This window comes from Natronococcus amylolyticus DSM 10524, assembly GCF_000337675.1.
Taxonomy (GTDB): domain Archaea; phylum Halobacteriota; class Halobacteria; order Halobacteriales; family Natrialbaceae; genus Natronococcus; species Natronococcus amylolyticus.
Genome location: NZ_AOIB01000037.1, coordinates 101,319 through 128,262, shown reverse-complemented (window position 1 = coordinate 128,262; position 26,944 = coordinate 101,319). Strand labels below are relative to the sequence as shown.

At 64.2% G+C, this 26,944-nt stretch carries 24 protein-coding genes; 10 read left to right on the top strand and 14 right to left on the bottom strand.

Going from position 1 to position 26,944, the window contains the following annotated elements:
- Positions 1-64 precede the first annotated feature (64 nt).
- The 8 genes from C491_RS19140 to C491_RS19105 form a co-directional block, all read right to left on the bottom strand.
- Complete coding sequence (locus C491_RS19140) at positions 65-526, bottom strand: pyridoxamine 5'-phosphate oxidase family protein (RefSeq protein ID WP_005559364.1); 462 nt, start codon at positions 524-526, stop codon at positions 65-67.
- Positions 527-566: 40 nt separating this feature from the next.
- Entirely contained in the window at positions 567-1,772 is a 1,206-nt protein-coding gene (locus C491_RS19135; protein WP_005559361.1) for a CBS domain-containing protein, read from the bottom strand.
- 340 nt (positions 1,773-2,112) lie between these two features.
- Positions 2,113-7,122 carry a PAS domain S-box protein gene (locus C491_RS19130; protein ID WP_083909393.1) on the bottom strand — a complete coding sequence of 1,670 codons (5,010 nt, stop codon included), beginning with the start codon at positions 7,120-7,122 and terminating at the stop codon, positions 2,113-2,115.
- A gap of 257 nt (positions 7,123-7,379) precedes the next feature.
- The gene (locus C491_RS19125) at positions 7,380-8,165 is read right to left on the bottom strand and encodes an ABC transporter permease subunit (RefSeq protein WP_005559357.1); all 786 of its coding nucleotides are present in this window, start codon (positions 8,163-8,165) and stop codon (positions 7,380-7,382) included.
- Positions 8,158-9,084, bottom strand: a complete 927-nt coding sequence (locus C491_RS19120) for an ABC transporter ATP-binding protein (protein ID WP_005559355.1) — start codon at positions 9,082-9,084, stop codon at positions 8,158-8,160. The genes C491_RS19125 and C491_RS19120 overlap by 8 nt, the downstream gene beginning before the upstream one ends.
- A gap of 114 nt (positions 9,085-9,198) precedes the next feature.
- Positions 9,199-9,444: a HalOD1 output domain-containing protein gene (locus C491_RS19115; protein ID WP_005559353.1), complete on the bottom strand. Its 246-nt coding sequence runs from the start codon at positions 9,442-9,444 to the stop codon at positions 9,199-9,201.
- A gap of 1 nt (position 9,445) precedes the next feature.
- Positions 9,446-10,027, bottom strand: a complete 582-nt coding sequence (locus C491_RS19110; protein ID WP_005559351.1) for a DsrE/DsrF/DrsH-like family protein — start codon at positions 10,025-10,027, stop codon at positions 9,446-9,448.
- A gap of 1 nt (position 10,028) precedes the next feature.
- Positions 10,029-10,274, bottom strand: coding sequence for a sulfurtransferase TusA family protein (locus tag C491_RS19105; protein WP_005559349.1), 246 nt, complete (start codon positions 10,272-10,274; stop codon positions 10,029-10,031).
- Positions 10,275-10,518: 244 nt separating this feature from the next.
- On the opposite strand from C491_RS19105, the gene C491_RS19100 reads away from it, so the two are divergent.
- From C491_RS19100 to hemE, 4 genes are all read left to right on the top strand, one after another.
- The gene (locus C491_RS19100) at positions 10,519-11,760 is read left to right on the top strand and encodes an MBL fold metallo-hydrolase (RefSeq protein WP_005559347.1); all 1,242 of its coding nucleotides are present in this window, start codon (positions 10,519-10,521) and stop codon (positions 11,758-11,760) included.
- Between the two features lie 17 nt (positions 11,761-11,777).
- Entirely contained in the window at positions 11,778-12,335 is a 558-nt protein-coding gene (locus C491_RS19095; protein ID WP_005559345.1) for a YeeE/YedE family protein, read from the top strand.
- Position 12,336: 1 nt separating this feature from the next.
- A complete protein-coding gene (locus tag C491_RS19090; RefSeq protein ID WP_193787552.1) occupies positions 12,337-12,798 on the top strand; it encodes a DUF6691 family protein in 462 nt (153 codons plus the stop codon).
- A 104-nt stretch (positions 12,799-12,902) separates the two neighbouring features.
- A complete protein-coding gene (gene hemE, locus C491_RS19085) occupies positions 12,903-13,916 on the top strand; it encodes a uroporphyrinogen decarboxylase (protein ID WP_005559341.1) in 1,014 nt (337 codons plus the stop codon).
- 53 nt (positions 13,917-13,969) lie between these two features.
- On the opposite strand, the gene C491_RS22770 is transcribed toward hemE, so the two are convergent.
- The 4 genes from C491_RS22770 to trxA all read right to left on the bottom strand — a co-directional run bounded on the left by C491_RS22770 (position 13,970) and on the right by trxA (position 18,607).
- On the bottom strand, positions 13,970-14,758 hold the full coding sequence (locus C491_RS22770; protein ID WP_152421388.1) for a hypothetical protein: 789 nt from the start codon (positions 14,756-14,758) through the stop codon (positions 13,970-13,972).
- Positions 14,759-15,581: 823 nt separating this feature from the next.
- Entirely contained in the window at positions 15,582-16,643 is a 1,062-nt protein-coding gene (hemH, locus tag C491_RS19080; protein ID WP_005559339.1) for a ferrochelatase, read from the bottom strand.
- A 91-nt stretch (positions 16,644-16,734) separates the two neighbouring features.
- On the bottom strand, positions 16,735-18,015 hold the full coding sequence (hemG, locus tag C491_RS19075; RefSeq protein WP_005559337.1) for a protoporphyrinogen oxidase: 1,281 nt from the start codon (positions 18,013-18,015) through the stop codon (positions 16,735-16,737).
- Positions 18,016-18,178: 163 nt separating this feature from the next.
- Positions 18,179-18,607 (bottom strand): thioredoxin, encoded by a 429-nt coding sequence (trxA, locus tag C491_RS19070; protein WP_005559335.1) that lies wholly within the window; start codon positions 18,605-18,607, stop codon positions 18,179-18,181.
- Between the two features lie 210 nt (positions 18,608-18,817).
- Here trxA and C491_RS19065 point away from each other — a divergent pair, with 210 nt between their 5' ends.
- The 3 genes from C491_RS19065 (at position 18,818) to C491_RS19055 (ending at position 22,192) form a co-directional block, all read left to right on the top strand.
- Complete coding sequence (locus C491_RS19065) at positions 18,818-19,159, top strand: SHOCT domain-containing protein (RefSeq protein ID WP_005559333.1); 342 nt, start codon at positions 18,818-18,820, stop codon at positions 19,157-19,159.
- Between the two features lie 93 nt (positions 19,160-19,252).
- On the top strand, positions 19,253-21,262 hold the full coding sequence (locus tag C491_RS19060) for a heavy metal translocating P-type ATPase (protein WP_005559331.1): 2,010 nt from the start codon (positions 19,253-19,255) through the stop codon (positions 21,260-21,262).
- A 516-nt stretch (positions 21,263-21,778) separates the two neighbouring features.
- Entirely contained in the window at positions 21,779-22,192 is a 414-nt protein-coding gene (locus C491_RS19055) for a helix-turn-helix domain-containing protein (protein ID WP_005559330.1), read from the top strand.
- 3 nt (positions 22,193-22,195) lie between these two features.
- Here C491_RS19055 and C491_RS19050 read toward each other — a convergent pair whose 3' ends face one another.
- The gene (locus C491_RS19050; RefSeq protein WP_005559329.1) at positions 22,196-22,792 is read right to left on the bottom strand and encodes a GNAT family N-acetyltransferase; all 597 of its coding nucleotides are present in this window, start codon (positions 22,790-22,792) and stop codon (positions 22,196-22,198) included.
- A gap of 257 nt (positions 22,793-23,049) precedes the next feature.
- On the opposite strand from C491_RS19050, the gene C491_RS19045 reads away from it, so the two are divergent.
- The 3 genes from C491_RS19045 (at position 23,050) to C491_RS19035 (ending at position 25,279) form a co-directional block, all read left to right on the top strand.
- Positions 23,050-23,931: a ParA family protein gene (locus tag C491_RS19045; RefSeq protein WP_005559328.1), complete on the top strand. Its 882-nt coding sequence runs from the start codon at positions 23,050-23,052 to the stop codon at positions 23,929-23,931.
- Positions 23,928-24,314: a hypothetical protein gene (locus C491_RS19040; RefSeq protein ID WP_005559327.1), complete on the top strand. Its 387-nt coding sequence runs from the start codon at positions 23,928-23,930 to the stop codon at positions 24,312-24,314. The genes C491_RS19045 and C491_RS19040 overlap by 4 nt, the downstream gene beginning before the upstream one ends.
- Positions 24,315-24,484: 170 nt before the next feature.
- The gene (locus tag C491_RS19035; protein ID WP_005559326.1) at positions 24,485-25,279 is read left to right on the top strand and encodes a YihY/virulence factor BrkB family protein; all 795 of its coding nucleotides are present in this window, start codon (positions 24,485-24,487) and stop codon (positions 25,277-25,279) included.
- A 126-nt stretch (positions 25,280-25,405) separates the two neighbouring features.
- On the opposite strand, the gene C491_RS19030 is transcribed toward C491_RS19035, so the two are convergent.
- Entirely contained in the window at positions 25,406-26,926 is a 1,521-nt protein-coding gene (locus C491_RS19030) for a C69 family dipeptidase (protein ID WP_241431367.1), read from the bottom strand.
- Positions 26,927-26,944 lie beyond the last annotated feature (18 nt).

Sequence of the window (26,944 nt, the reverse complement as noted above, 5' to 3'; positions counted from 1 at the left end):
GGTAGTCACCGGTCCTGTCGCGTGCGAGTCGTCGCCGAGCAGCGCGTTTCCCGACGGGACCGAACTACGAAAGGGTCCGTCCGCCCGTCTTGCGACCGGTGAGCTCCGCGATTTCGAGTTCGTACACCGACCACTCGAGGGCGTCCAGATCCTCGTCGAAGATCCGTGGCTTTCCGAACCGCTCGATCATCGTCGCCTCGTCGAACGCCTCGCTCTCCCGGTCGGTCAGCTCCCGTATCGGCCCGAGTGCGACGATGCTCCAGGAGCCGTCGGGCGGTTCGACGGCGTACAGCAGGAGGCAGGCCTCGGTCGTCGCCTCGAGATAGGACAGCTTCGTACTCGCGCCGTCGTCGGTGAGTCGGACGTACAGCGCCCCGTCGTCGTAGTAACAGCCGACTGGGATCGCGTAGGCCGATCCCTGGCTCGCCAGCGCGAGCACGCCGGTGTCGGTTGTCTCGAGGGCCTCGAGGAGTTCGGCCTCGTCCATCCCGAACGTGTACACGTACCCAATCCGATCGAGGGACATAGTCGATCCTACGCGCGGACAGGGTATGAATCGGCACCCCTTACCAACGGGGTTTTTCGATCGGCTGTGGCGCGTCGTCCGGACGTTCCGCCGACGGCCGATCAACCGTCCCTCCAGCCGAGCGAACCGCGCCGACGTTGAGCGCCGTGATCAGGTCGGTTCGCGTAACCAGCCCCGCGAGTCGCTCGCGGTCGTCGAGAACGACGAGACGGCCGATGTCGTTTCGCTGCAGCGAGACGAGCGCCTCCCAGGCCTCCTCGGTCGGCGAGAGCGTCTCGAGGTCGGTCGCCATCACCGCTCGAACCGTCCGCGAGTCGCGCTCGCTCGGCGGGACCGCCCGGACGTCCTCGAGGGTGACGACGCCGGCGATCGAGTCGTTCTCGACGACCGGAAACCCCGTGTGACGGTGCTCCATCATCGCGTCGAGCAGTTCGGCGATCGTCGTCTCCGGGGAGACGGTGTCGAGCTCGTCGACCGGTGTCATCACGTCCGCGACAGTGATCCCCTCGATGGCGGCCTGAATCGCGGTCTGACGGGCCTCTCCGGTCGCCGCGATGTAGATGAAGAAGGCGATCGCGATCAGGAAGATGTTGAACGCGAGCAGGCCGAACAGCCCCAGCAGGAGGGCGAACGTCTTTCCGACCTGTGCGGCCTGTGCCGTCGCGACGGCGAACGGGCGATTCCGTCCCAGGATCGCCCGGAGGACCCGTCCGCCGTCCATCGGAAACCCCGGCAGCATGTTGAACGCCGCGAGGACGACGTTGATCACCGCCAGATACGCGAAGACGAACTGCGCGGTCTCGAGGGTCGCCGGAACGACGAGGACGAGCGCGTAGAACCCGATCCCGAGGCCGACGCTGACGATCGGCCCGGCGATCGCGATCGCCAGCTCCTGGCGCCAGTTCGTCGGCTGCTCGGAGAGCTGTGCGACGCCGCCGAGCAGCCAGAGCGTAATCGAGTCGATCGGGAACCCGTAGCGGATCGCGACGACCGAGTGACCCAGTTCGTGCAACAGGACGCTGGCGAAGAGACCGATCGCGGCGGTCGCGCCGAGCAGCCACGGCGTCGCACCCGTCGTGACCGCCTCGCCGTCGATCGCCGTGCCGAGTAGCCCGTTGAGGACGGGCACGAGATCGCCGACCTGGATCGCGATGAGCCACGCGAACGCCGGCAGGATCAACAGGAAGGTGACGTCCAGCTTGATCGGGATCCCCAGCAGCGAGCCGATCCTGAAGCTCCTGAACATGGGTACGGTACGACTCGGGTGACCTTAGCTCACCTCCCACAGCGAACGTTTCGGCCAGCGGCGAGGGGCGTCCTCTCGAGAGCGGCCCGGAGATCGAGTCCGCCGATACCGCGGCGAGCCATCGAGCAACCGTCCGGACGACACGCCGACCCTCGATACCCGGCCGAGACTCGATTCGGCCTCATTCGATTCGAGGTTGAATCCGTCGGAATTTGTGGCTCGCGATCGTTCCGGGAACTGTGCTCGAGCAGCACGACGAACACCCAGACGCTACGTTCGACGCTACGGTGGGACATCCTGAACTGGAAACGAGTTTGTGCCGCGTTTCAGGACGATGAAACTACTGCGCCCCTTCCTCCGACGACTCGTTTCCGTTGGCGAAGAGCACGTCGAGCAGGTTCCGTTCGGCGCTCCGAATGTGTCTGGCGAACGTCGATGGGACGATATTCAACGCGTCGGCCAGCTCTTTGCCCGTCCGAACGCGCGGCATTTCGAAGTACCCGCTCCGATAGGCCAGCTGCAAGACCTCCTGCTGACGTGGCGTCAACTGCTCGAGGACGGCGGTCTGAAGCGTCGTCCCTGGTTCACGCGTTCGAGTCCGCCGCGAGAGCAACTCGAGATCCGGTGCCTCCCGCGTAAGAGCGTCGACGAACGTACGGACGCTCGTCGATCCGGGAAGGTCAACCACGACGGTGGCGGTTCCTGCATCGATCCGAAGCGACCGGACCGTGGCGTTCTGCTCGAGGACGAGCGCGGCAAGCCCCGACTCGCTCAGTCGCGCTTTGAAGAGGGAGCTGTCGGCGTGCTCTGCGAGAGAGACTACGTCTTCGATTCCGAGTACGTCCTCACCGGCGGCCATCACCCGCTCGGGCGCCACGTCCGGCACGCTGAAGAAGACCGTTGCCGCGTCGTCGGTTCCCGGAACGAGCCCCTCGAACTCGAGTTCGTGGTCGATGCCCCGTGCCAGGCGACACAGCGGCGTGTCCGCTTCCGTCGAGCGAAGCGTGAGTTCGACGATACTGTCGGCCTGGAACGTATCCCTCGTTTCGACGGCGTTGATCGTGTGAGCGATCGTCCGGCCGAATTCGACGAGGACGTCGGGATCCAAGTTCCGAGCGGGCGAGTTGCCGTACACGACGAGCACGCCGTAGACGGACTTGTCGTACGTGAGCGGGATACTGAAACACGAACGTGCCCCGCGTTTGAGTGCGACTTCCCGCCACGATCCGCTTCGTGCGTCAGTGGCGATATCCTCGATGACTTGCATCTCGCCGGTCCGTATCGCGCTCACGAAGGGGTCCGGAGCGATGGCTGGGTCGTCGCTCCCGGCGGCGAGTTCCTCGATGGTACTGGCCTCGGTACCCGCCCACGACCGCGGTTGGACGGCGTCTGCCTCGGCGTCGAACTCGCCGACCCAGGCGACCTCGTAGCGCGGCGATGCAACCAGGCGCTCACAGACCGCGTCGTCGATCGCGTCGACGGTCTCGGCTTCGACGAGACTCGTATCGATCTCCCGGATGAGCGAGTTGAGTCGGTCGAGTCGGGTCAACTCCTCGTTTCGCTGCTCCAGTTGTGCCTCGCTCTCGGCACGGTCCCACGCGGTTTCGACGGTCGAGGCGACCGTTTCCACGAGGTCGATCGTTCGCTCGTCGAAGGTGTCGACCCCCGCCGAACCGAGACAGACGACACCATGGCGACCCAGCGAGACGAACGCGCGGCTTCGCAATATCGAGGTCGCGTCCGGGGATGCGTCGAGGTCGTTTGCCACAACGATGTCGGTCCCGACGAACGTCTCCCAGGCTTGTTCGGCGATCTCAGTGGAGGACTCGAGCGCGTCACCGTCCACAGCCGGAGAGACGTCGGCAGCGCGCGCTTCGAGGTCGCCACGCTGGGTATTGTACTGCCAGAGGGCAGCGTACTCGACATCGAGAACCTCGCGCACGAGCGGCGCGACACGGGTGGCGATCGTCGCCGGCTCGGCGTCGATCAACTCCTGGGTCGCGGCGTTGAGCCGTTGGAGGGACGCTTCGCTCTCGGAGACGGTCTCGTAGGCCGCCCGCTGCTCCATGAGGTCGGCAACCTGCCGGGCAATCACGTCCAGCAGATGGAGGTCACGCTCGGATGGCTCGTGCGGGTCCGTCCAGTGCGTCGATAGCATGCCGAGTAGCTCTCCGCTTCGAGAGACCAGCGGCGTGGACTGCATCGATCGGATCCCGACCCGGGTGAACGCCTCGAGGTCGTCACCCGCTTCGATGAACTCGCACGTCTCGACGTCCGGAATAATGACGCGCTCCTCCGTCTGCAGGGCTTTCCCACAGCTGTTCGACGTCTCGACGTCGACCCGATCCCATCGGGAAATTGTCTCCGCCGTGAATCCGCGGTATGATAACATATCGAGTTCGTACGGCTGGGGGTCGAGTCGTTGTATCGTCCCGAAGCCGGCATCCAGGAGGTCCATGGCGGTCTCGAGGACTGAACCGTACAGCACGTCACCCTCGTGTTCCTCGATACTCTGTGTGCTGACGTCCTGCAGTCGCTCGATGGCCTCGAGTTCGGCAGTGAGTCGTGCCTCGCTCTCGCGAAGCGCCTCCTCGATCTCCTTGCGCTCGGTGATGTCGATGGCGAATAGGATATTTTCGTCCGAACGCTGGTCGAACTCCCCGCCGCCGATGAAGATGGGTATTCGATGCCCGTCCTTGTGTATGAACTCCTTCTCGTACGGTTCGCACGATCCAAGTTCCTCGACTTCCGCGATCGCCGCCCGGTCACGCTCGTGATATTCGTCCGGTGTCCGGTCCGCCCAGTCGAGTTCGCCGGCTTCGAGTTCCTCGTGTGTGTACCCGAGCAAATCGAGAAACGCCTCGTTCGCGTCAGTGACTTGGCCATCCTGCATCCACTGGGCCATCGGAACCATGTCGTTCTCGAACACGTTCCGGAATCGCGCCTCGGACTCGCGCAGATCCTGTTCTGCCTGTGCCCGCTGGACTGCGTCCCAGGTGCGCTCGGCCGTTTCCTCGAGCAACGCGATATCTTCCTCCGTCCACTGCCGGGGCACGGAGCTGGTCACGGCCATGACGACCACCGGCACACCATTCTTGACCAGTGGCGTCGACAGGGTGGCTCGAACCTCGCGTTGCTTCATGCCTGCCCGTTTAACCTCGCTCAACGCCGCATCGCGTTCCGCGTCGTTCACGACGAGCGAGCGTTGTTCGAGCCACGCCTCCGCGTGGGCCGGGAAGTCGTCGAAGCTGTATTCCCCCACGAGGCTCGGCAGCTCGTCGACGTTTTCGCCGCGGTAGTAGTCCCGGGTGATATCGATGAGCTCCCGATCGAGGTCGAGTTTGCCGTACTGTGACCGTTTGACGTCCAGGTGCTCGCCCAGGACGCGACACGCTTCCTTCTGGATCGCGGCCGGATCGGTGAGCGGGCGGAGCGCGTCGTTCACTTTGAGCTGATACGCTTGTTTCCGCTCGCGCTTCTTTCGTTCGGTGATATCCAGTATGGTACCGACGGCGCGTACCGGCGTTCCGTCACCGTCTTCGTACACCGTGCTCTCGACCGAGATCCAGCACTGTTCGCCATCGGGACGAACGATCCGACCTTCGAACGTCCGCTTGCCGAGTCCCTCCTCGAGATACGTTGCCAATCGCTCGCGATCGTCCGGATGATAATGCTCGAGGGCGCGTTCCAGATTCCAGTCGTCGGGCATCTCGTCGTATCCCAGGATTTCGGCGTAGCGTGGCGACGTGTAGAGACCCTCGTCAGTTTGAAGGTCGAGTTCCCAGATGCCGATCTCCGCGGCGTTCGTCGCAGCGGTGAGGCGCTGTTCGCTCTTTCGGAGTGCTTTTTGGCGTTGTTTGCGCTCGGTAATGTCCGTGGCCGTCCCGAACCACTCGATGATGTCGCCGTCCTCATCCAGGAGTGGGACGGCTCGTGAGTGCGTCCAGCCCCTCGTTCCGTCTACCTGCAGGACCTGGTGTTCTAGCTCGAAGGTGCTCTTGGTCTCGATGGCCTCGGTTATCGCAGCCTCAACGCGCTCTTGCTCGTCGGGGATGTACTCGTCGAGCCACGTGCGCTGGGGTTCTTCGGTATCGGGGATGAATCCCTTGCCCTCGAGTTCGTACATCCCCGACCAGTCGGGACTCATCCGATAGACGACCTCTGAGGTCGCCGCCACGAACGCGTCGAGCCGTGCCTCGTTCTCGCGCAGTGCCTTCTCGGTCTGCTTGCGCTCGGTGATGTCCTCGAAGAGGATGGCGACCTGGCGCTCGTCGGGGTCGCCGATTCGGAACGCGTAGACGTCGTACCACCGGCCGCCAAGGTGCTCAGCTTGCTCCATGAATCGCACGGGTTCGCCCGTCCTCGCGACCGTCCCGTAGATCTCGAACCAGTGTTTTTCGTGGGCTGGCTCCAGAGCCCGCATTCGTTTCCCCTCCGCGTCCGCCAGATCGGTTATCGCTTCGAACCTCGGATTCGTCTCGAGGAACCGGTAATCGACCGGCTGTTCGTCCTCGTCGAACAGCATCTCGATGATACAGAAGCCCTCGTCGATCGACTCGAACAGCGTTCGGTACCTCGCCTCGCTCTTCCGTTTGAATTCGCAGAGCTCCCGTTTGGCCTGGACGCGCTCGGTCACGTCGACCGTGACGTTGAACACGCCACCGATCGAGCCGTCCGCGAGTGGAATCGGGTTGTAACTCGTATCCCACCAGACGTCCTCGATCTCACCGGTCCGTTCGATCGGGAGCAGGAACTCGTCGAGCCGGGTCGCACCCTCTCCCGCCAGTACCTGCTCGTGGAGCGGACCGAGCGTGTCCCAGGCCTCCGGGAAGACGTCCCGGCCGGGCTTGCCGAGGGCTTCCGGGTGTTTTTCGCCGATGAGGTCCCGCGCGAGATCGTTGTACAGTAACCGGAGGTCGTCTCCCCAGTAGATGCCGATCGCTTCGTTCGCACCGAGCATGACATCGACTGCCGTTCGTAACGCTGGGGGCCACTCCTCGATCGGACCGAGCGACGTCTCGGCCCAGTCGAACTCGAGGATGCGCTCAGTCATCTCGCTGTCCGGGAGTGTCCGTCCATTTCGGAGCGGGGCTGGAGCACGGTGGTCGAAAGTACCGCCGTTCTGCTGGATGATACCGTCGATGGGGCGCCACCACACGCGGCTGTTGGCCCCGACTTTCTTCGTTTCCAAGACGGCGGCGTCGACGAGTGAATCGAGTCTGTTGTAGATCGTGCGCTGCGTACAGTCGAACCCCTCGGCGACCTCCGGCGTCGTAACCGGCGTGCTGGGTGGGCCGAGAGCGTCGACCGCTTCCAGCACGTCCTCGGGCGCTGGTGGAGCCGTGGACATAGGGTAGTCTAGTCAACCACTGGCAAAAGGGTTCTCTCGATAGAAACTGTGAGCTCAACCGACGGGGCAACTCGTTCGAAGCTCCACGAGGGGGCCGCCAGCGGCGGACTCTCTGAACCCAGCCCCGGCAGCGTCCGACCTCGAGAACGTTCACTCGAGGGAGCACCCCGAGAAGGAACGGAGCCAAGGAGCGGGAGCGATAGGGGGAACCCCACAACTCGCACCGACGGCGACGAACCGATCCTCGCTGGCCTGCCCTACAGATCCGAGCGGCGAAACACCAGCTGGCTGACGCCGAGCAACACGACCGTCATCGCGACGAGGACTGCGACGCCGACGAGGTCGTAGCTTCCCTCGAGCAGGATCTCGTTGGGGTCGTAGTACCGCATCGGCGCGATCGCGCCGAGCTCCTCGTAGTCGGTTCCGACCAGCAGCGACTCGACGAGAAACAGCGCGAACGTGACGCCCAGGGCGACCCGCTGGGCGATCCCGACGCGGTCGAAGACGACCGAGCACAGCAGCCCGATCCCGGCGCAGGCGAAGAGGTACGGAACCGACAGCAGGTGCGCCGCGAGGACGTCGGCGATCGATAGCGGCTCGTCGATCAGCCAGGCGCCGAGGAGGATGGCGGGCGGCGTGAGGAGGTTGACCACGAGGATCGGAACCGAGAGGGCGGCGAACTTCTCGGCGACGAGCCGGGCGCGGGAGATCGGCATCGCCAGCAGGGTGTCCATCCGTCCCCGATCGACGTCGTCGGCGATTACGCCCGCGGCCGAGTAGGCGACGTACAGTCCGAGCAGGATGATCCAGCCGAACGTGTAGAGTTCGAAGGCGAGAAACCCCTCGAGGGAGGCCATCGTCTCGATGCGGAACAGCTGAAGCATCTCCTGGGGGTAGGCCTCGAGGAGTTCGTCTCCGCCGAGAGCGTCGCTGAACGAGGGGTAGACCCAGATGACCAGCGCCGCCAGCAGCGCCATCCCGATCGAGAGATAGACGCTGCCTTTGAGCCGGTTGCGCCCCTCGTAACGCGTGATCTCAAACATCGTCCTCACCCCCGTAGAACCGCATGAAGACGTCCTCGAGGGGCGCCTCCTCGATCGCGAGGTCGATCAGCTCGTCGTCGGCGAGCCGGGGGAGCAGGGCGTTGATGTCGCCGGTGAAGGTGAAGACGCACTCGGTGAACGCTGTCGACGGATCGGTCCCCTCGTGGCCGTCGGAGACGCTCGTCTCGAGGTCGTGAACGCCCTCGAGGTCGAGGGCGTCGATCGGGATCGGATCGACGCTGCGGATCCGGATCACCTTCCCGCTGCGCCGCAACAGCGCGTCGACGGGTTCGATCGTGACGAGTTTCCCCTCGCGGATGATCCCGACCCGATCGCAGAGCCGCCGGACCTCGCTCAGGTTGTGCGAGGAGAAAAACACCGTTACGCCCCGCTGACGTTCGGCCCGGAGGAAGTCGGCGAAGCGCTGGCGCATCAGCGGATCCAGGCCGTTGGTCGGCTCGTCCAGGATCACCAGGTCGGGGTCGTGCATAAACGCCGTCACGATCCCGAGCTTCCGGGCGTTTCCCTGCGAGTACTCCCGAATCCGGCGCTCGACCGGCGGATCGAACAGCTCGAGCAGTTCCTCCCGTCTGCTGTCGCCCTTGATCGAGGCGTGGAGGTCGAGGACGTCGGTACCGGTCTGTTGTTCGTCGAACCCGGGTTCGTCCGAGAGGTAGCCGATCCGCCGTTTGGCCTCGAGCAGCGAGCGCTCCTCGCGAACGTCCTCGCCGAGCACGCGGGCCGTTCCCGACGTCGGCGAGATGAATCCGAGAAGCATCCTGATCGTCGTCGTCTTCCCCGCGCCGTTCGGTCCGAGAAAGCCGAATATCTCGCCGCGCTCGACGGTGAACTCAAGCGAGTCGTTTGCGACGACCTCGCCGTAGTCCTTGGTGAGCCCCTCGAGTTCGATCACAGCCATGCCGAACGGTACAGAGGACGTGGATATAGGAGTAGCTGAACAGTCGTCGAACCTGGACGAACGACCGTCGTCGCTCGCGAGCACGAAAGGAGGAGACGCCGCCGTAGGAGAGTTCTACTCGAGGAAGACGGCCCTATCCGATTGAACCGTCACGTCGTAGCCTCGGTACCGGAAGCACAGTCGGCCGTTTCGCGACGCGTTCGGGGTCGTCGGGGCAAAGAGTTCGTCGATCGCGGTCGGATCCACGGCGTCGTACAGCGGGGGCTCGAGCTCGACGGGGTCGACCCCTTCCGCGTTCGCGACGGCCTTGACGACGCGCAGGCTGGAACTTCCCGGCGAGGAGTGTGTCGATCCGGACACGTCAGATCAACAGCTGGACGTCCGACTCGGCCATGTGTTGCAGCGCCGTCGCCGCGCCGACGCCGGTCGTCACGCCCTCGTAGAAGTCGTCCTCGTCGTACTCCATCAGCTCGACGGTCATCTGGCAGGCCTGCAGTTCGACGCCGCTCTCGAGGGAGACGTCGATCAGCTCCTCGATCGTCGCCGTTCCGTTGTCGTCGATCCGCTTTCGCATCATCCGGGTCGCCATCGAGTCCATCCCCGGCAGCGCCGCGAGGGCGTTCGGCATCGGCATGTTGGGGTTGCCGAGCGCGCTCAGCTTGAGCTTCTTCGATTTCTCCTCGTGGAGGATGTCGAGTCCCCAGAACGTGTGGAAGACGATGACCTCCCAGCCGAAGGCGGCCGCCGTGCTCGCGAGGATCAGCGGCGGGTACGCCATATCGAGTGACCCCTTCGTCGCGACGATCGTCATCTTCTTGCGATCGTCACCGAGTTCGGTCTCGAGGCCAGCGATCTTCTCCTCGAGCTCCGCGATCCGGGCCTCGAGCTCGGCCTCGCTCATCGACTCGCCGTCGCCGGTCGGTGTTTGGGTCTCCGTGCTCATCTCAGGCCGTCTTCTCCACGTAGTGGATGTACAGGTCCTCGTCCTCGACCTGCTCGAGGAGCTCGACGCCGTCGGTCCCCTCGGCCCAGCCTTGGATGTCGCTCATGCTGCCCGAGTCGGTCGCGACGACTTCGAGGACGTCGCCCGCCTCGAGGTCGTCGATCGCCTGTTTGGTCTTGACGATGGGCATCGGACAGGACTGTCCTTTCACGTCGAGGGTCTCGGTTGCGGTGGGTGTAGAACTCATAGTAATCCTTGTGCTCTATATTGGAGCTATCACACAATACCTGCTACGAGCATAAAAGTGTACCGGTAATTGTACAACTCTCGAATATCTCTGTGGTCGAAACTGACCGCACAGTCGCCCCATCAGTCGCCTACACGCGTAGAAAACAGATGTACCGTTTGTACCCTGGGCCAGCTATATTGTGTATTATGGGAAATATTACGCAAAACCTTATATGGGTTCGGCCGGTACTTCGGAGTAGAGTATGGACGACATGGACTTTCCAACGCCGGATTCGTCAGTCGAGTCGGTCACGGCGAGCGAGCTGAAGGCTCGCGTCGACGCCGGCGGGGCGGTGACGCTTCTCGATTCGCGAATGCGCTCGGAGTACGAGGAGTGGCACATCGACGGCGACACCGTCGAGTCGGTCAACGTTCCCTACTTCGAGTTCCTCGACGAGGAGATCGACGACGACGTCCTCGCGAAGATCCCCGACGACCGCGAGGTGACGGTCCTCTGTGCGAAAGGCGGCGCCAGCGAGTTCGTCGCGGGCGCGCTAAAGGACCGCGGCTACGACGTGAATCACCTCGAGGAGGGGATGAACGGCTGGGCGCGGCTCTACGAGGCCGTCGAGGTCGAGCGCTACGAGGGAAGCGGAACGCTGCTGCAGTATCAGCGTCCCTCGACGGGCTGTCTCGGGTACCTCGTCTACGACGACGGCGAGGCCGCGGTCATCGACCCGCTGCGCGCGTTCACCGACCGCTATCTCGAGGACGCCGCGGAACTGAGTTCCGCGAGCCCTGTCTCGCAGGCTCGACAGGATGCGGCCGAACTCGGCGTCGACCTCGAGTATGCCATCGACACGCACGTCCACGCAGACCACGTCTCGGGCGTCCGTGAACTCGTCGAGAAGGGCGTCGAGGGCGTTATCCCTGCGGCGTCGGCCGAGCGCGGCGTCACCTACGCTGACGAAATGACGCTGGCCGAGGACGGCGACGAGTTCCAGGTCGGTGACGTGACGATCGAGGCGGTCTACACGCCTGGCCACACCTCCGGGATGACCGCCTACCTGATCGACGGCGAGTTGCTCGCGACGGGCGACACGCTGTTCGTCGAGAGCGTCGCCCGCCCCGACCTCGAGGAGGGGGACGAGGGCGCCGAGGACGCCGCGAGACAGCTCCACGAGACGCTCCATGAGCGTATCCTCTCGCTGCCCGACGAAACCCTGATCGGCGGTGCCCACTTCAGCGACGCGGCACTTCCCGCCGAGGACGGCACCTACACCGCGCCGATCGGTGAGCTTCGAGAGAAGATGGCCGCGCTGTCGATGAACGAAGACGAGTTCGTCGAGCTGATCCTCTCGGACATGCCGCCCCGTCCCGCGAACCACGAGGAGATCATCGCGACGAACCTCGGGCAGCAGGAGACCCCCGACGACGAGGCGTTCGAACTCGAGCTCGGCCCGAACAACTGCGCCGCCAGCCGGGATTCGCTGGCGGATGACTGACTTACTCGACCGGCTGCATGGCTCCTGAACTCATCGCACCCGCGCTGTACGAGACCCTCTTTCCCGCCGGAGTCAGTCGCTACGCCGTCGGCGGGCTGCTCGTCGGCCTCGGCGCCGTCGTCATCTACCTCGGCACTGGCATCGCCGCCGGCGCGAGCACGTTCCTCGAGTCGACGCTGTCGTACGTCTCGGACCAGTCGCGGTTCCAGCGCTATCGCGCTTCGCGGGACTGGCGGGTCGTCTTCACCCTGGGGATCGTCGTCGGCGCGGCGATCTACGCGCTGACGTTCCAGTCCGGGCTTGTCTCGAGCGGGCTCTACCAGTCCGGGACGACCGGCGAGCTCCGTGAGGTCGGCGGATTCACGATCTGGCTCACCGACGTCCAGCCCTGGCGGCTGTTCCTCGGCGGGATCCTCGTCGGAATCGGCACCCGGATCGGCAAGGGCTGTACCTCGGGCCACGGCGTCTGCGGCGTCGGCTCGGCCTCGAAGACCTCGATCGTGGGCGTGATCACGTTCCTGACGGTCGCGATCGGAACGGCACAGGTCGTGATGGCACTGGGGGTGACACCATAGTATGAGTCAGCAAAGACACCCCCTGTTCATGCCGCTGATCTTCCTCGGCGGCCTGATCTTCGGCTTCGGGCTCGGCTTCAGCCACATGGCCCGCCCCGAGGTGGTCCTGAACTTCCTGCAGTTCGAGGACTTCGGGCTGCTGTTCGTGATGGGCGGCGCGGCGGTCGTCTCCGGCCTGGCGTTCGCGCTCGTGCCGCGACTGCGCGAGCGGGCGCCGCTGACCGGAGCCGCCTACGGCCGTCGGCTGAAGTCGTTCGACCGCAACGTGCTGATCGGTGGTGGGATCTTCGGCGTCGGCTGGGGCCTCTCGGGGATCTGTCCCGGTGCGGCCTACGCCAGCCTCGGGGTCGGCAACGTCACGATTCTGTGGGCGATCGCCGGAATGTTCGTCGGCGCCTACGTTCAGGGTGTCTGGCGCAGCCAGCGTGCCGCCTCCGGAACCACCTCCGCGGGCGCCGACTGACCGCCCCTCGCTCGACGACACGCGACTGCCGAGCGACGCGTCTCGAAGGGGCGCCATCGCCCTGTTTCGCAACTATTAGGCGCTCGAGAACCCAACTTCCAGTCATGGAAGAGCTATTCCTCCGGGCGGCACGTGGCGAGCGGACCGAACGCCCGCCGGTGTGGATGATGCGACAGGCAGGTCGGTATCTCCCGGAGTATCGCGAGCTACGCGAGGACTACTCGTTTCTCGAGGCGATCTCGACGCCAGAGATCGCAACCGAGATCACCCTCCAGCCCTGGGAGCGGTTTCGGCCCGACGGCATCGTCATGTACTCGGACATTCTCACCGTGCTCGAGCCCCTGGGTTTCTCGTATCACCTCGAGTCCGGCGTCGGCCCGGTCGTCGAGAACCCCGTCGAGTCCCCGGACGACACCCACAGAGAGCGGGGCGACGTCGAGGAGGAACTATGGTACGTCGGCGAGCTCCTCGAGCGACTGAGCGACGAACTCGGCGAGCAAGCGGCGGTGCTGGGCTTTACTGGAGGGCCGTTCACCCTCGCGGCCTACGTCTGCGAGGGAACTCCCTCGCGGTCGTTCATGGACGTCCGCCGATTGCGCGCGGAGCACCCGGAGGCGTTCGAGCGCCTGCTCCGGGCGTTTACCGACATCATCGTCGACTACGTCCAATTCCAGGTCGAGGCGGGCGCCGACGCGATCCAGCTGTTCGACACCTACGGCGGCCTGCTCTCGCCCGCGGACTACCGTCGATTCCTCCTCCCCCTCCATCAGGAGATCGTCGACGCGGTCGATGTCCCCACGATCGCCTTCGTCCGCAACGTCAGCGGCAACCTCGACCTGCTCGAGGACACCGGCGCGGACGTGGTTAGCCTCGACTGGACGGTCGAACTCGAGGAGGCCCGCGAGGAACTCGGCGACGTGGCGATCCAGGGGAACCTCGATCCCGCCCTGTTGTACGGCGATCCCGACACCGTTCGGGAGCGGACTCGAGACGTTATCGCGGCCGCGGGCGATGCGGGACACATTCTGAACCTGGGCCACGGCGTCGACCGTAACGTCCCCGTCGAGAACGTCGAGGCGTTCTTCGAGGCGGCGAAGTCAGTTTCGAGAGACGAATAAGTTCCACCCTCACTCGGACAACTACTACTCACGACTTTCTTCATTACAGAATCTCAAAACACATTGGTAACAGTCACATTCATAATAAGTGTCCCCATAATTTGCACAAAGAAACCGGCACAAAGTATTTTCAAACCTGTCGTTTGGCACGTGACTTCTAACTCCTCAGTGAGATTTTCCATAGTTAGATCAACAGACTCCAGATCACCAGTAACCACTCTTTCATCAATCGCCAACCCAGTGATGAGCCATTCCCCATGTACACGTATCACTTCGGGACTGTCAAATTCCTTACCAGATGCTTCTTCGAGTATACCAACAATTTCCGAAAACCCATGCTGGCCTTTTTCCAAATCAAACCCTTTGAGGAGGGTTCGATATCCGTACTGGAGTTTTTTGTTGTTAGATTGAGCACAGGCTCCGGCTATTAAGTCGACTGACTCAGGCGGTACATTGTTATCATCAACCCAGAGATTCGTAATCAGATAACGGCCAGTAGGGCTGATTTGATCAGGGCACCCTAATTCACTCTCTAATGCTGACTCGAGATAATATACAATCAAGTGGAAGCCAGTGGTGCCCTCATCGATACTCTCTCCGTTCTTTAATTTTGTAAGCGCTGGTTCAATGCATCTGTTGAATTTATGCCTGACTGAAAAAGAACGAAGAAATGAAACTGATGGAATGGCCATGACTGCCGTACCTAAGAAAGAGATCAACAATCCAGATAGCAAAACCGGCAGACCAGCGTTTTCCTCAAAAAGATAAGTTCCGGCACCTAATATCAGAAAGGAAATCATCGCTAATATGTATCCGACATTCTCAGTAATAGCACCTGCCACCTTCCACCTCAGGATGACAGAGGTCTGTCAAGCGGAGTATCTCTAAGGTTCCCCGACATACTCAATATATCAACTTCCTCTAGAACAAATCATCTTTGCGAGGAGGCGATAGTCATGTATTTCCCACATATTATTATTCTTTGAACCGTCATAAATATAAGAAGGGGCGATCACTCGGCTACCTGCCTCAAGTTATACACCAACACATCTAACCTGCCATCGGTGTACAAAAGCCTCTAATCGCTATTCATTGGCTAATCTACCAACAGTCAGTAGTACAATTTATCTACTCAGCTCAGATCGTGAACCTGAACTGGCCGATTCATTACGTGCAGATGCGAGGGGAGCGTCCAGCGCTGAGCCTGCAGTGCCGACTTACACACCGCTGGGTGGGACTGAAAGGGGCTGGCTCGCTCGAGGAGCGAGGCGAAGTAAGCACCACCGGGCGGAGCGAAGGAGGCGCGCAGCGAGCCGCAGCCCTCGAGCGAGCCAGTCCCTTTCGAGGTAATTCCGGTGGAATCAGGTCTTGCTCGCACGAAAACAGTGGATCTCCACCTCCTCCCCAGCCGATTCGCTCACTCCCTACGGTCGTTCGCTCATCCCTCGCACCGTGTCGTCGACCGCCCTCACTGGCGTTCGAACGGTCGACAGCGCGCGCCACCGCAGAAAGATAGTTCGGACCGGACTGATACATCGTTCCCCTGTACGCAACACCATTTTCACATGAGGTTCTGAATAAACAAACCGCGTTACTATCTACTGGTACCGAACTCCGAAATAACGGGCTCAAAAATGCTAGCGAAACGAGCCTATCAATTATGCGCTACCGCGGCGGCAGCCCCGCGTTGTAGCAGTACGTGCCCGGCTCGGGCCGACACTCGCACTGGCGGAGCTGGTAGTACGACGGCTCGAAGCCCGAGAGGAACGGCTCGACGGTGTCGGCGAGCAGCGTCGCGAACCGCGGGTCGTCGTGGGGGACCGGGACCCGGTGGAGCTCGAGGCCGACGTCGGCGGCGTCTTCGCGGAGGTCGACGTCGAGTTCGACCAGCGTCTCGGACTGTTCGTGCATGAAGCTCATCGGCTCGACGACGACGCGTTCGGCCTCGCCCTCGAAGCCCTCGACGACGGCCTCGGTCTCGGGCTCGGTCCACTCGATCCCGCGGTTGGCGTGGTTCTGGTAGCCGATCTCGTAGTCCTCGATCCCGAGGATGCTGGCGATCGCCGACGCGTGTTCCTCGACGTACTGGTCGTACCGGCTGCCCTCCGCGAGGTACTTTTTCGGGGTTCCGTGTGCGGAGAAGACGAACGCGGTGTCGGGGTCCTGGAGGTCGACGCCCTCCTCCTCGACGAATCCGCGGATCCCCTCAGCCCGGAGTCGGTTGTAGGCGGGCACCCGGTGCCAGCCGGTGATGGCCGTAAACTCGGGCTCGTACCCCTCGTGGCTCTCGATCGAGGACTCCAGCGAGTCGATGGCGGAGACCGTCGTCGAGGGGCCACACAGCGGGTAGATCGGGACGGCGACGACCGAGTCGATCCCGTCGTCGGCCAGCGTCGCCGGGAGGTCGGTGATCAGCGGCTCCATGAACTGCATCGCGTGGTAGAGCTCGACCTCGTGGCCGCGCTCGGTCAGGGCGTCCTCGAGGGCGTCGGCCTGGGCGCCCGCCTGCTCCTGGAGCGGCGAGCCGCCGATCTCCTCGTACTCCTCCATCAGGCTCGGCAGCCGTCGCTCGGCCAGCTCCCGCGAGCGCTCCCAGGCGGCCTCCTCGGAGTCGGCCTCCTCGAGATCGGCGTTGTCGAAGAAGATCCGGGAAAGGTACTCGAGCACCGTGTCGCGGTCCGGTACGGCCGGTTCGCCGAAGTTCAACAGGACGACGCCGGTTGTCATAGCCGGCCGTTAGGACGGTGCCGGTATAGATACTTCGAAGGCGGAACCCGACTCCGTTCCCGCTGGCACCCATCACGACCGGCTTGCCCCCTCATTTGGCGGGTGTCGCCTCGCCGTCAAGCTCGTCGGCGATCGCCGTGGCGGTTCGAATACGTCCCGGGATCCCGGGCCGGCCGACGAAGTTCGTACAGAGATGGAGACCCTTGGGAAGCTCGAGATCGTCCGTCGCCGTCCACGAGCGGTCGTACGCCGGCATTCCGGGCTCCCAGCGGTGGACGTGGATCGGTGTCGCCGGAGCATCGGTGATGCGCTCGAACTCTGCGGCGCCGACTCGTCCCAGCTCCTCGTCGTCTGCCTCGGCGAGCGCCGGGTAGCTCAGCGGATCGATGTAGCACGTAAAGAGCCCGTCACGGTCGAGGAAACTCGAGTTCCAGGTCAGCCCGCTGATCCGGACGTCCGATCCCGGCGGGACGAGCGTCCCGATTCCGGTGCCGTCGAACGGCGACTCGAGAAAGACCATCCCGATCGGGTTGTAGTTGAACCGGCGCAGCGTCGCCTCCAGTTGGGAATCGACCGGCGCGAGCAACTCGGCGCAGATCTCGGCGGGCGCCGTCAGGACGACCTCGTCGACGCGCTCGCTTCCGTCGGCGGTGTGGAGCTCGTACCCGTCGGCTCGCTCGCGGATCGAGTCGACGGGCGTCTCGAGGTGGATCGAGTCGGCGTGGGCCTCGTACAGGCCGTTCGTCAGCTCGCCCAGCCCGTCCTCGAAGGTACACATCGGCGGCGTCTCGCGATCCTCGAGCAGCTTCCCGGCGACCCACAGGAGGACACTTCGATCGATGCCGGCCTTCTCGAGGACGCGTCCGAGCGAGTACTCCACGAGCATATCTCGGGGGTCGGTTCCGTAGAGGCCGCTGTACAGCGGTCCGAGGTACCGTCGCGCCGCCTGCGTCCCGAACGCTCGAACCAGATACTCGTCGACGGTATCGTTCGGCCGCGGCGGTCCCATCAGGGGCTCGAGAAGCATCCGGAGCTTTCCTGCGGGAGAGAGGAGGTCGGTCGTCAGCGCCTCCCGGACCGATAGCGGCGCCACCTTCAGCTCGCCGTCGTGGTAGACGTAGATCGGCTGGTCGTCGTCGCCGAACTCCAGGCGATCGCGGAGACCGAGGTCGTCGACCATCGACTCGAGCCCCGGCGTCAGCCGGAGCCGCTGTGGCCCCAGCTCGACGACGTGGTCACCCACGCGTCGGCTTCGTACGACCCCGCCGGGCTCCTCGCGCGCCTCGAACGCCGTCACGTCGATGTCTCGCTTCTCGAGCGCGTGAACGAGCGAGAGACCCGAGATCCCAGCTCCGACGATACCGACCTTCATTATCCGTCCTTTCGAGCGGAGCCTTTTCGGTGTATCGTCACGCGGCCGACGCTGTCACGCGGTCGCTCGCTCCGGTACTATAGTAGCAACTGAAACTGTTTGCACACCGACCACACAGCCATCGTGCGATCGGGCGCGCACTGACGTTCAGTGCCTACTATAGCTAACCGTGTCGCTCGATCAGCGATTCGAGCGTCGCCCGGTCTTGCGCCCCGAGCAGTCGCTCGACCGGTTCGCCGTCGACGTACAGCACCAGGGTCGGGATGCTCCGAGCGCCGAGTTGTTGGGCCAGCCGCTGGTGGGCGTCGACGTCGACTTTCGCGACGGCGGCGTCCGTCTCTGCAGCCAGCGACTCGATCGTCGGCTCGAGCATCTTGCAGGGACCACACCAGTCGGCGTAGCAGTCGACGAGGACGACGTCGTGGCTGTCGACGACGTCCTGGAGGTGTCCCTGCCCCTCGATCGCGATCGGCTCGGCCGGCGTCTCCGCTCCGTCCTCGCTCGGGTCGCCGCCGTTCTCGAGGCGACGCTGCAGTTCCCGTTTCTTCCGTTCGCGGATCTGCGCTCGCTCGTCGTCGGCAGTGTCGCTCATCGTCGAACGACGGTACGCGCTCGTCGGACATAACAGATCTGTATGTGTGGAGCAATACATGGAGTTCGTAACCGACTTTCGGCTGTCAATGACTTCTCGAACCACCGTAATCAGCACTCCTCAAGAGGTTTCTTCGATACTTCCGGCTCGCTGGGAACGTACGACTATGCCTATACACCACAATATCGTATGTTCGAACGTGATCAAGCCATGACGACCGCACGCGAGCGGTTCGGACGGGACGTATCAGCGCTCGTGGCGACCGTTGCCATCCTCGTCGGCATGACGGGAACCGCCGTCGCGCAGGGCCACGGCGGAACGATGGGGGGCTGGGGAAGCTGGGGCTGGCTGTTCTGGCCGCTGCTGGCGATCGGTCTGCTCGCGATCGCAGCCGCCTGGGCCGCGAGCCGCGACGGGGGCTCGACCGCACGCGACCGAACCGGGACCTCGAGTCGGGCGCTCGAGGAACTCCGCGAACGCGACGCTTGCGGAGACATCGCCGAGGGGGAGTTCGAGCGACGGCAACGGACGCTCCGGAGGGACGGGGAGTGACGACGATCGAAGCCACCGCCGTCCCATCCCGAGGACGTCGCCGTGCGTCGTCCGCTGACGAATACTTATTCGATCGACGGTACGAGTAGTAGTATGCAGACGTCCTCGAACGCGGCTTCGATCGGGTCCGACCGGTCGCCGACACCGACGGAGCGACCGATCGTCCGGCGGCAGGCGGCGTTCGTCGTGCTCACCTTTCTCGGGATGGTGGGCGGGCTGCTCGGCGGGTGGTTCGGCGCTCCGGAGTCGGTCGTGTGGGGCAGCTACGCGGTCGCCTACGTTTTCGGCGGCTGGTACGGACTCAAAGAGAGCATCAGGGCCATCCGAGAGCCCGCAGTGGAGATCGACCTGCTGATGATCCTCGCGGCGCTCGGCGCGCTATTTATCGGCGCCCCGTTCGAGGGCGCGATGTTGCTGTTTCTGTTCTCGCTGTCGGGCGTCCTGGAGGAGTATGCGATCGGCCGATCGAGAACCGCGATCAGGTCGCTCATCGAGATGCGCCCGGAGTCGGCCCGAATCCTCCGCGACGGGGTGGAAACGACGACGCCGATCGACGACGTCGAGGTCGGCGACGTGTTCGTCGTTCGTCCCGGCGATCGGCTGCCGCTGGACGGCGTCGTCGAGTCCGGCGAGAGCACGGTCGACCAGTCCTCGCTCACCGGCGAGTCGGTGCCGGTGACGAAAGAACCCGGCGACGAGGTGTTCAGCGGGACGATCAACGAGACGGGCAGTCTCGAGGTGCGGGTCACCCGCAAAGCGGAGGAGTCGGCGATCTCCCGGCTCATCAACATGGTCGAGCGGGCCCAGGAGAAGCGGGCGCCGACCCAGCAACTCATCGACCGCTTCGAGCAGCCCTACGTGATGAGCGTCCTCGCGATGACGGCGGTTGCGGTCGCGCTCCCGATAACGGTGCTGAACCACTCGTTCGAACCGACGTTCTACCGCGCGATGACGCTCATGGTCGCGGCGTCGCCCTGTGCGGTCATCATCTCGACGCCGGCGGCGGTGCTCTCGGCGATCTCGGCCGGCGGCCGACAGGGTGTCCTGTTCAAGGGCGGCGAACACATCGAGACGGCGGGCAACGTCGACGCCGTCGCCTTCGACAAGACCGGGACTCTGACGGAGGGCAACACCCGGCTGACCGACGTGAGCGCTCGAGGCGCCGTCTCCGGCGACGGTGGATCGGTCCGCGGCGAACTGGTCGCCGGGGAGTCACTAACCGACGAGCAGCTGCTCGCCATCGCGGCCGCGGTGCAGTCCCGGTCCGAGCACCACCTCGCCGAAGCGACCGTCGAGGCCGCCCGAGAGCGCGGCCTCGAGATCCCCGCGGCGACCGGGTTCGAGGCGGTCGTCGGCAAGGGCGTTCACGCGACCGTCGAGGGGCGGACAATTCACATCGGCAACCCCCGATACGTCCGGACCGAACTCGAGGGACGATCGGTCGACGGGCTCGAGGCCGGTCTCGATGCCGTCCGCGACCTCGAGCGCGGCGGAAAGACGAGCGTCCTCGTCGTCGAGGAAACCGACGATCGCCTGCGGGTGCTCGGCTGGCTCGCCTTTAGCGATACGATCCGGGCCGACGCGGCCGAGACCATCGAACGGCTCCGCGAGCGCGGCGTCGAACAGATCGTCATGCTCACGGGTGACAACGAACGGGTTGCCCAGTATATCGCCGAGGAACTCGGCATCGACGAGGTGTACGCGGAGCTCCTTCCCGAGGAAAAAGTCGACCACATCGAGGCGCTCCAGGGGCGCCACGAGGCCGTCGCGATGGTCGGCGATGGGGTGAACGACGCCCCCGCGCTCGCGACGGCGGACATCAGCATCGGGATGGGTGGGGCCGGAACCGACGTCGCCCTCGAGACGGCCGACATCGTGCTCATGTCGGACAGGCTCGACCGGCTGCCGTACGCGTTCGCGCTCAGCAAGGAGACGCGGCGAACGCTGTACATCAACTTCGCCATCGCGTTCGGCGCGATCGCGATCATGATCGTGGCGATCCTCACGGCGGGGATCCCGCTGCCGGTCGCGGTGGTCGGCCACGAGGGATCGACCGTGCTGGTCAGCCTGATCGGGTTGCGGCTGCTCCGGTTCGACGGCTGAGAGGGCTGTCGGCGCGCTACGATCGCTCTCTATCGGGCGGTTGCAGCCCCTCGAAGCGGGCTCTCCGTTCGAACGATCGCCTCGAGCCCATTCCTCCCGGATCGCTCCTCGAACTCCCGGAGGACGGATCGCGCGCTGGGCGGTTCGCCGCGGTAGCCGGCGAGTTGCCACCCGCGGCCGTCAGTTCAATCGCCTCGGTGAGCCGGTTCCTGATCCGGGAGATTGGCGTTCCCTCGAGTCCACTCTGCGGCGAATCACGCTCGGGAAGCGCTTACGACCGCAGCCCTTACCCACGACCGATACGAGCTGAAAGCCGTGGGATTCCGGGCGTCGGAGGGTAACTCTTGATCGAGTCCCACAATTCTAACGGGTAACCTTTCGGAACGCCGTCGAGCGGTTTCGACAAAGACGCTAGCGCTCGAAACGGCAAACTCAACGGCACACGAAGTGGTTCCTCGACTTTGTACAATATTCGCACAACCCTTATACCGACGGGGATCCTACCTCGAGTCAACAATGGCAAACTCGATGGCGGAACAACTCCAGCAGGACATGCAGTGCGAGGGGCTGCTCGAGTGCATCCACGGTCTCAAACAGCTCGACAAGGACTGCTTCCGGGCGCTCGTCGAGAGCGAGGAGCCGCTGACGATCGACGAAGTCGCCGAGCGAGTCGACCGCGAGCGCTCGACGGCGTACCGAGCGATCCAGCGGCTGCTCCAGAGCGGGTTCATCCAGAAGGAACAGGTCAACTACGACCAGGGCGGCTACTACCACGTCTACTACCCGACCGACCCGACCCAGATTGCAAACGACATGCAGCGGATGTTGAACGACTGGTACGCGAAGATGGGCCAGCTCATCCAGGAGTTCGAGGACAAGTACGAGGGCGTCGAGGACGGGACGCCGGCGGTCGAGGACACGCGAGCCTAAGCCTCACCGACCCGTATCGTACTTGTACGTCGCCGTCTCCGGGTCGATACCGAAGTCCTCGGCGCTCTCGTCGTCGTCCTCCTCTTCGGGCTGTTCCGTCGCTTGCTTGAACGCCTCTCGGAGTCGCTCCGGCATCCGGAACCGCTCGACCTCGATCGCTAACGGCACCGCTTCGGGATCGATCCGCTCGCGTTTTTCGTCGTGGCGCTTCTCGAGCGGTGCCGGAAGCTGCTCGGCGTCGATCCGGCGGAAGCCGAACCGGGCAAGGTAGGCGCTCTCGCCGGTCAGCGCGTAGACGGTGTCGAACCCCTCGTCGCCGGCGTACTCGAGCAGCCGTTCGACGACGTGGGCGCCGACGCCCTGGTCGCGCCATCCCTCGAGGACGCCGATGCTGGTCAGCTCGCAGACCTCGTTCGGTCCCTCCTCCTCGGGGTCGGTCCTGTGGATCCGAATCCGTCCGAACCCCGCCTTCTGGCCGGAGACCTCGTCGACGGCGACCACGTAGTCGCGGGAGCGAAACGCCGTATCGTCGAGCCCCATCGACTCGATGTGGTCGAGCAGCCAGACCTCCTCCCTGTTTTTGGCGTCTCGGACGTACATGATCGGACCTAGGCCATCTGCTACCAAAAGGGTTTGCGGGTCTCCGATGCGATCACGCGAACGACACGTCGGAGACGGCTCGAGTCAGCGCTCCACAGTATAATAGGTAGCTTAGCTACTGCACCTATTGAAGCTATGTGAGCTATTGTAGCGAAGTCGGCAGGGTTATGTGCCTCTCATCAGCTGTGTCCAGTATCCGCTGAGAGTGACGTTCACGGACGAGTAGGGAGCTCTCATTCAGTGGATGGGAATACACCATGACAGACGAGCCACGCGCGGTAAGCGTAGTCATCTTGAAAGGCGGTGTCGGAAAGTCGACAACCTCGATCAACCTCGCACGGCAGCTCGCGGAACGCGGATCGACGCTGTTCGTCGATCTGGACCCGAACGGACACGCGACGAACGGCCTCGGGTTCGAGGAGGCCTACCACAGCGAGACGGATCTCGGAAACGTCATTCTGGAGGGCGACGCTACGCCCCACGACATCATCCGGCAGACGGGGTACGGGTTCGACCTGCTGCCCTCCTCGGACTCCCTCGAGGACGTCGAGACCGAACTGGCGGGCGCGATGCAGGGCTCGGCCCGCGTCAAGTCCAAGATCGTCGATCCCCTGCTGGGCGAGGCCTACGACTACGTCGTCTTCGACTGTCCGGCCTACCCCGGGATGCTCAACAACAACGCCCTGGTCGCGACGGGCAACGTCGTGATCCCGATCGAGCCCGGCTCGAGCGCCATCGGCGGCTACAAGCGGACGATGGAGCGGCTGATCGAGCCCGCCCGCGAGTACATCGACGTCGAGGTCCTCGCGATCGTCCCGAACAAACTCGAGGACCGTATCGATCAACGCACCGAGGCCCGAGAACTGCTCGAGAGCCTGAACACGGCCGAACACGAGGTCAACCCCGGTCAGCCGCTACCGGAGGTCGTCCCCGAGTTCGCCCGGATTACCGCCGACGAGTTCGAGCGCATCGACGCCGGCGAGCTCGAGGCCCCGAAGCCGGGCATTCGCCACCGGGCGGCGCTCTCCCGATCGCTGAGCCACGAACAACCCCTGCAGGACTATGCGCCCGATTCCGACCAGATCGCCGCCTACGAGGAACTCGCTGAGGTCGTCGCCCAGGGAGGTGTTCGACGGTGAGCAACCCGTTCGACGACCTCGAGGCCGAGACCGCCGAGTCGCCGAACGTCGAAGACGACGAGGAGACAGTCGAGACCGCGTTCGTCGACGAGGAGTCGGTCGAATCCGAGGATGCTAAGGACGCGGGTTCGGTCGAGTCGACGCCCGCCGAGAGTGGCCCCGCCTTCGAGTACGACGCGGTCCGCCAGCGCCCGCTGTACGCCCGCGGCGAGACCTGGGACGCCTTCGAGAAGAAGCTGCGGACGACGATCACGCCGACGCTGGCTCGCGAGGACGTCGTCGACGAGGAAACCCGCGAGATCCACGACGCGGTGCTCCGGCTGGCGACCGAGGAGCCCGAACGAATCGCCGAACTGGTGCTCGAGGCCCGCCGGAAGGAGTAGCGCCGTAACGGTCCATTCCGATAGCTGCGGATCGCGTCGGTAGTTTTGAGAGAGTAGTAGCTGGGAACGCGGGTCCTGGGAGGCCGAAGAGGCCACCTCCGTCCCCCTTCGGTGCGCTGCCTTGCAACGTCCACGCTCAGCGACTTTTTCGACCCCCCTGTACGCCCTCTATGAGCCGTCTTGACAGTATCCGAACGATCGCGTCGCGAGCGAGCGACGAACACATCACCTTCTACGCTTCCAGCATCGCGTACTACGCGTTCTTTTCGATCATCCCGTTGCTACTGCTAACGCTGGCGATCGGATCGTTCGTCGGCGAGGAAGCGTTCGCCGAGCGAATCATCGCTGCGGTCGAAGAGCATCTCTCGGCGTCCGGCCGCGAGATCGTAAATCAGACGCTCGAGAACCAGTCGGGGCAAGTCGGCGCGTCGATCGTCGGCGTGCTCGGCTTAGCGTGGTCGGCGGTCAAAGTCGTTCGAGCGATCGATATGGCGTTCGACGAGGTCTACGCGGCGGACGTGGAAACGCCGTTCACGCGCCAAATTCTCGACGGAATCGTAGTGCTGGGGCTGGTCGGCGTCGGCGTGAGTCTCATGGTCGGCGCTGGAACGTTCATCAGTCGTCCGACCATCGTCGAGCTTCCGTACGTCGATCTCGTCGGCTGGACCGTTCTGGTGGTTGGACTCACGATCGTGTTTCTCCCGGTGTATTACGTCATGCCACCCCAGCAGATGAGTCTCGCCGCAGCGCTGCCGGGAACGCTCGTCGTTTCCGTCGGGTGGCTGTTTCTCCAGGCCGGATTCCAGCTGTACAGCAGCTATGCTGCCGGGTTCGAGGCGTACGGTGTCATCGGCGGCGTCTTGCTGTTTCTCACGTGGTTGTACTTCGCCAGTACTCTTCTTCTCCTCGGAGCGGTCGTCAATGCGGTCCTCGAACAGGACCTCGAGCGAACGTCTCCGGTCTGAGGCTGGAACTCGTAGGCGTGATCGTACGGAACTCCGGCCACTGCAGGTCGTTCGATCGCCGATCGAGAGGCGGAACCTGCACCGCTGCTCGAGGTGGTGTTCGAAAATCTCGTCCGAAGCGCCGAGCTACTCGTCCTCGAGTGTTGGCGCCGGCTTCGAGCGCCCGTCCCGAACGCCGTCGGCCTCGTTGGTGTAGACGCCGTGTTCCCGCGGGTAATCGGCGTGGAGATCCGCGCTGTAGACGTGGACCTTCTCGGTGTCGGGCCCCTCGTCCATCGACTGGCTGGTCGGCGGCGTCGTCTCGCCCGGCTCGGGTCGGCCCTCGGGTTTCGGGATCTCGATGCGCTCGCGGAGGTCGGCCTCGACGTCCATCGCCAGCGTCGTTCCGAGTCGCAGGCTCTCGAGCAGTCGTCTCGAGGTGTCCTCCGTGAGGTACTCGCAGGCCGCCCGCTCCTCGCCGGCCTCGAACAGCTCACGAGCGTTGGCCTCGACGTCGTCGCGCTCCTCGAGCACCTCTTGCTCGAAGCCCTCGATGGCGCCCACAACGTCGGCGTAGAACGCCTCGGGGTCGGCCGAGGTGAAGTACAGCAGGCGTTTGAACTCCCGGGTCGCGTACCGGGTGGCCTCCTGGAGCTTCCACTCCTCGTCGAGGAAGTTCGCGGCCGAGTTCGTGGTGAGATACCGGTGTTGGCGGAACTCCGGGGGGACCTCCTCGACGCCGACGGGAATCGGGACGTACGGCGTCGTCGCGGCGCTCGTAACGGCGGTCCACAGCGTCTGGAGTTCCTCTCGAGTGTCGGGCCGCAGGTGGGCGACCTGACCGTAGCCCGCGTGGTCGGTCGCCCAGCGGGGGTCCCGCACCAGCGCGAGCATGTCCTCGAGGCTGACCGGGGCCAGCTCCCGGAGTTCCTCCTCGCGGGCGGGCGGATAGCGCGCGTCCTGGTAGAACTCCGGCGCGTCGTACTCGTCGGCCTCGGCGGGGAACTCCCCGAGGCCGTAGACTTCGAACAGATCGAGGGTGTCGCCCTCGCCGTCCCACCACCCCTGTTCCTCCGCGAACTCGACCAGCCGATCCGAACCCACGAAGTCGGGGTCGTCCTCGTGGTCGACGGGGAACTCGCGGATATACCCGAAGTACGACACCCGGACCTCGTCGGCGCCGAGCCGTTCGGCCGCCCAGAGATCGCCGTCTGGGTGGGCGAAGTTGATGAACACCCACCCCTCGTCCTCGTCGGCGAACAGGTGAGAGTTTCCGCCGTAGGTCGAGTAGCCGTGCTCGTCCATCAGCCCGCCGACGACCTCGACGGCCTCCCGGGCGCTCGAGGCCCGCTCCATCGCCGCCTTCGCGAGGTCGGAGTACTGGGGGCCAGTCTGAGGTGCCTCCTCCTCGGCTAGCTCGACGAGTTCGGCCCGCGAGGGCGACCAGATATCGCGGGCGGCGACGCCGTGTTCGTTGAGCCCGCCGTTGGTCAGCGGCGGCGGGAACCCCGCCCACTCCGAGTACATCGAGGCGACGTACTTGTTTGTCTCCGAAGCCTGCGGGATCTCGGTCAGCTCGCCGGGGATGTCGGCGTCCTCGGTGACGCCGACGGTCACGGTCGCGTCCTCGGCGTGGTCCTGCCGGGGCACGACCTGTCTCTTATACACATCTCTGAGCGGGCTGGC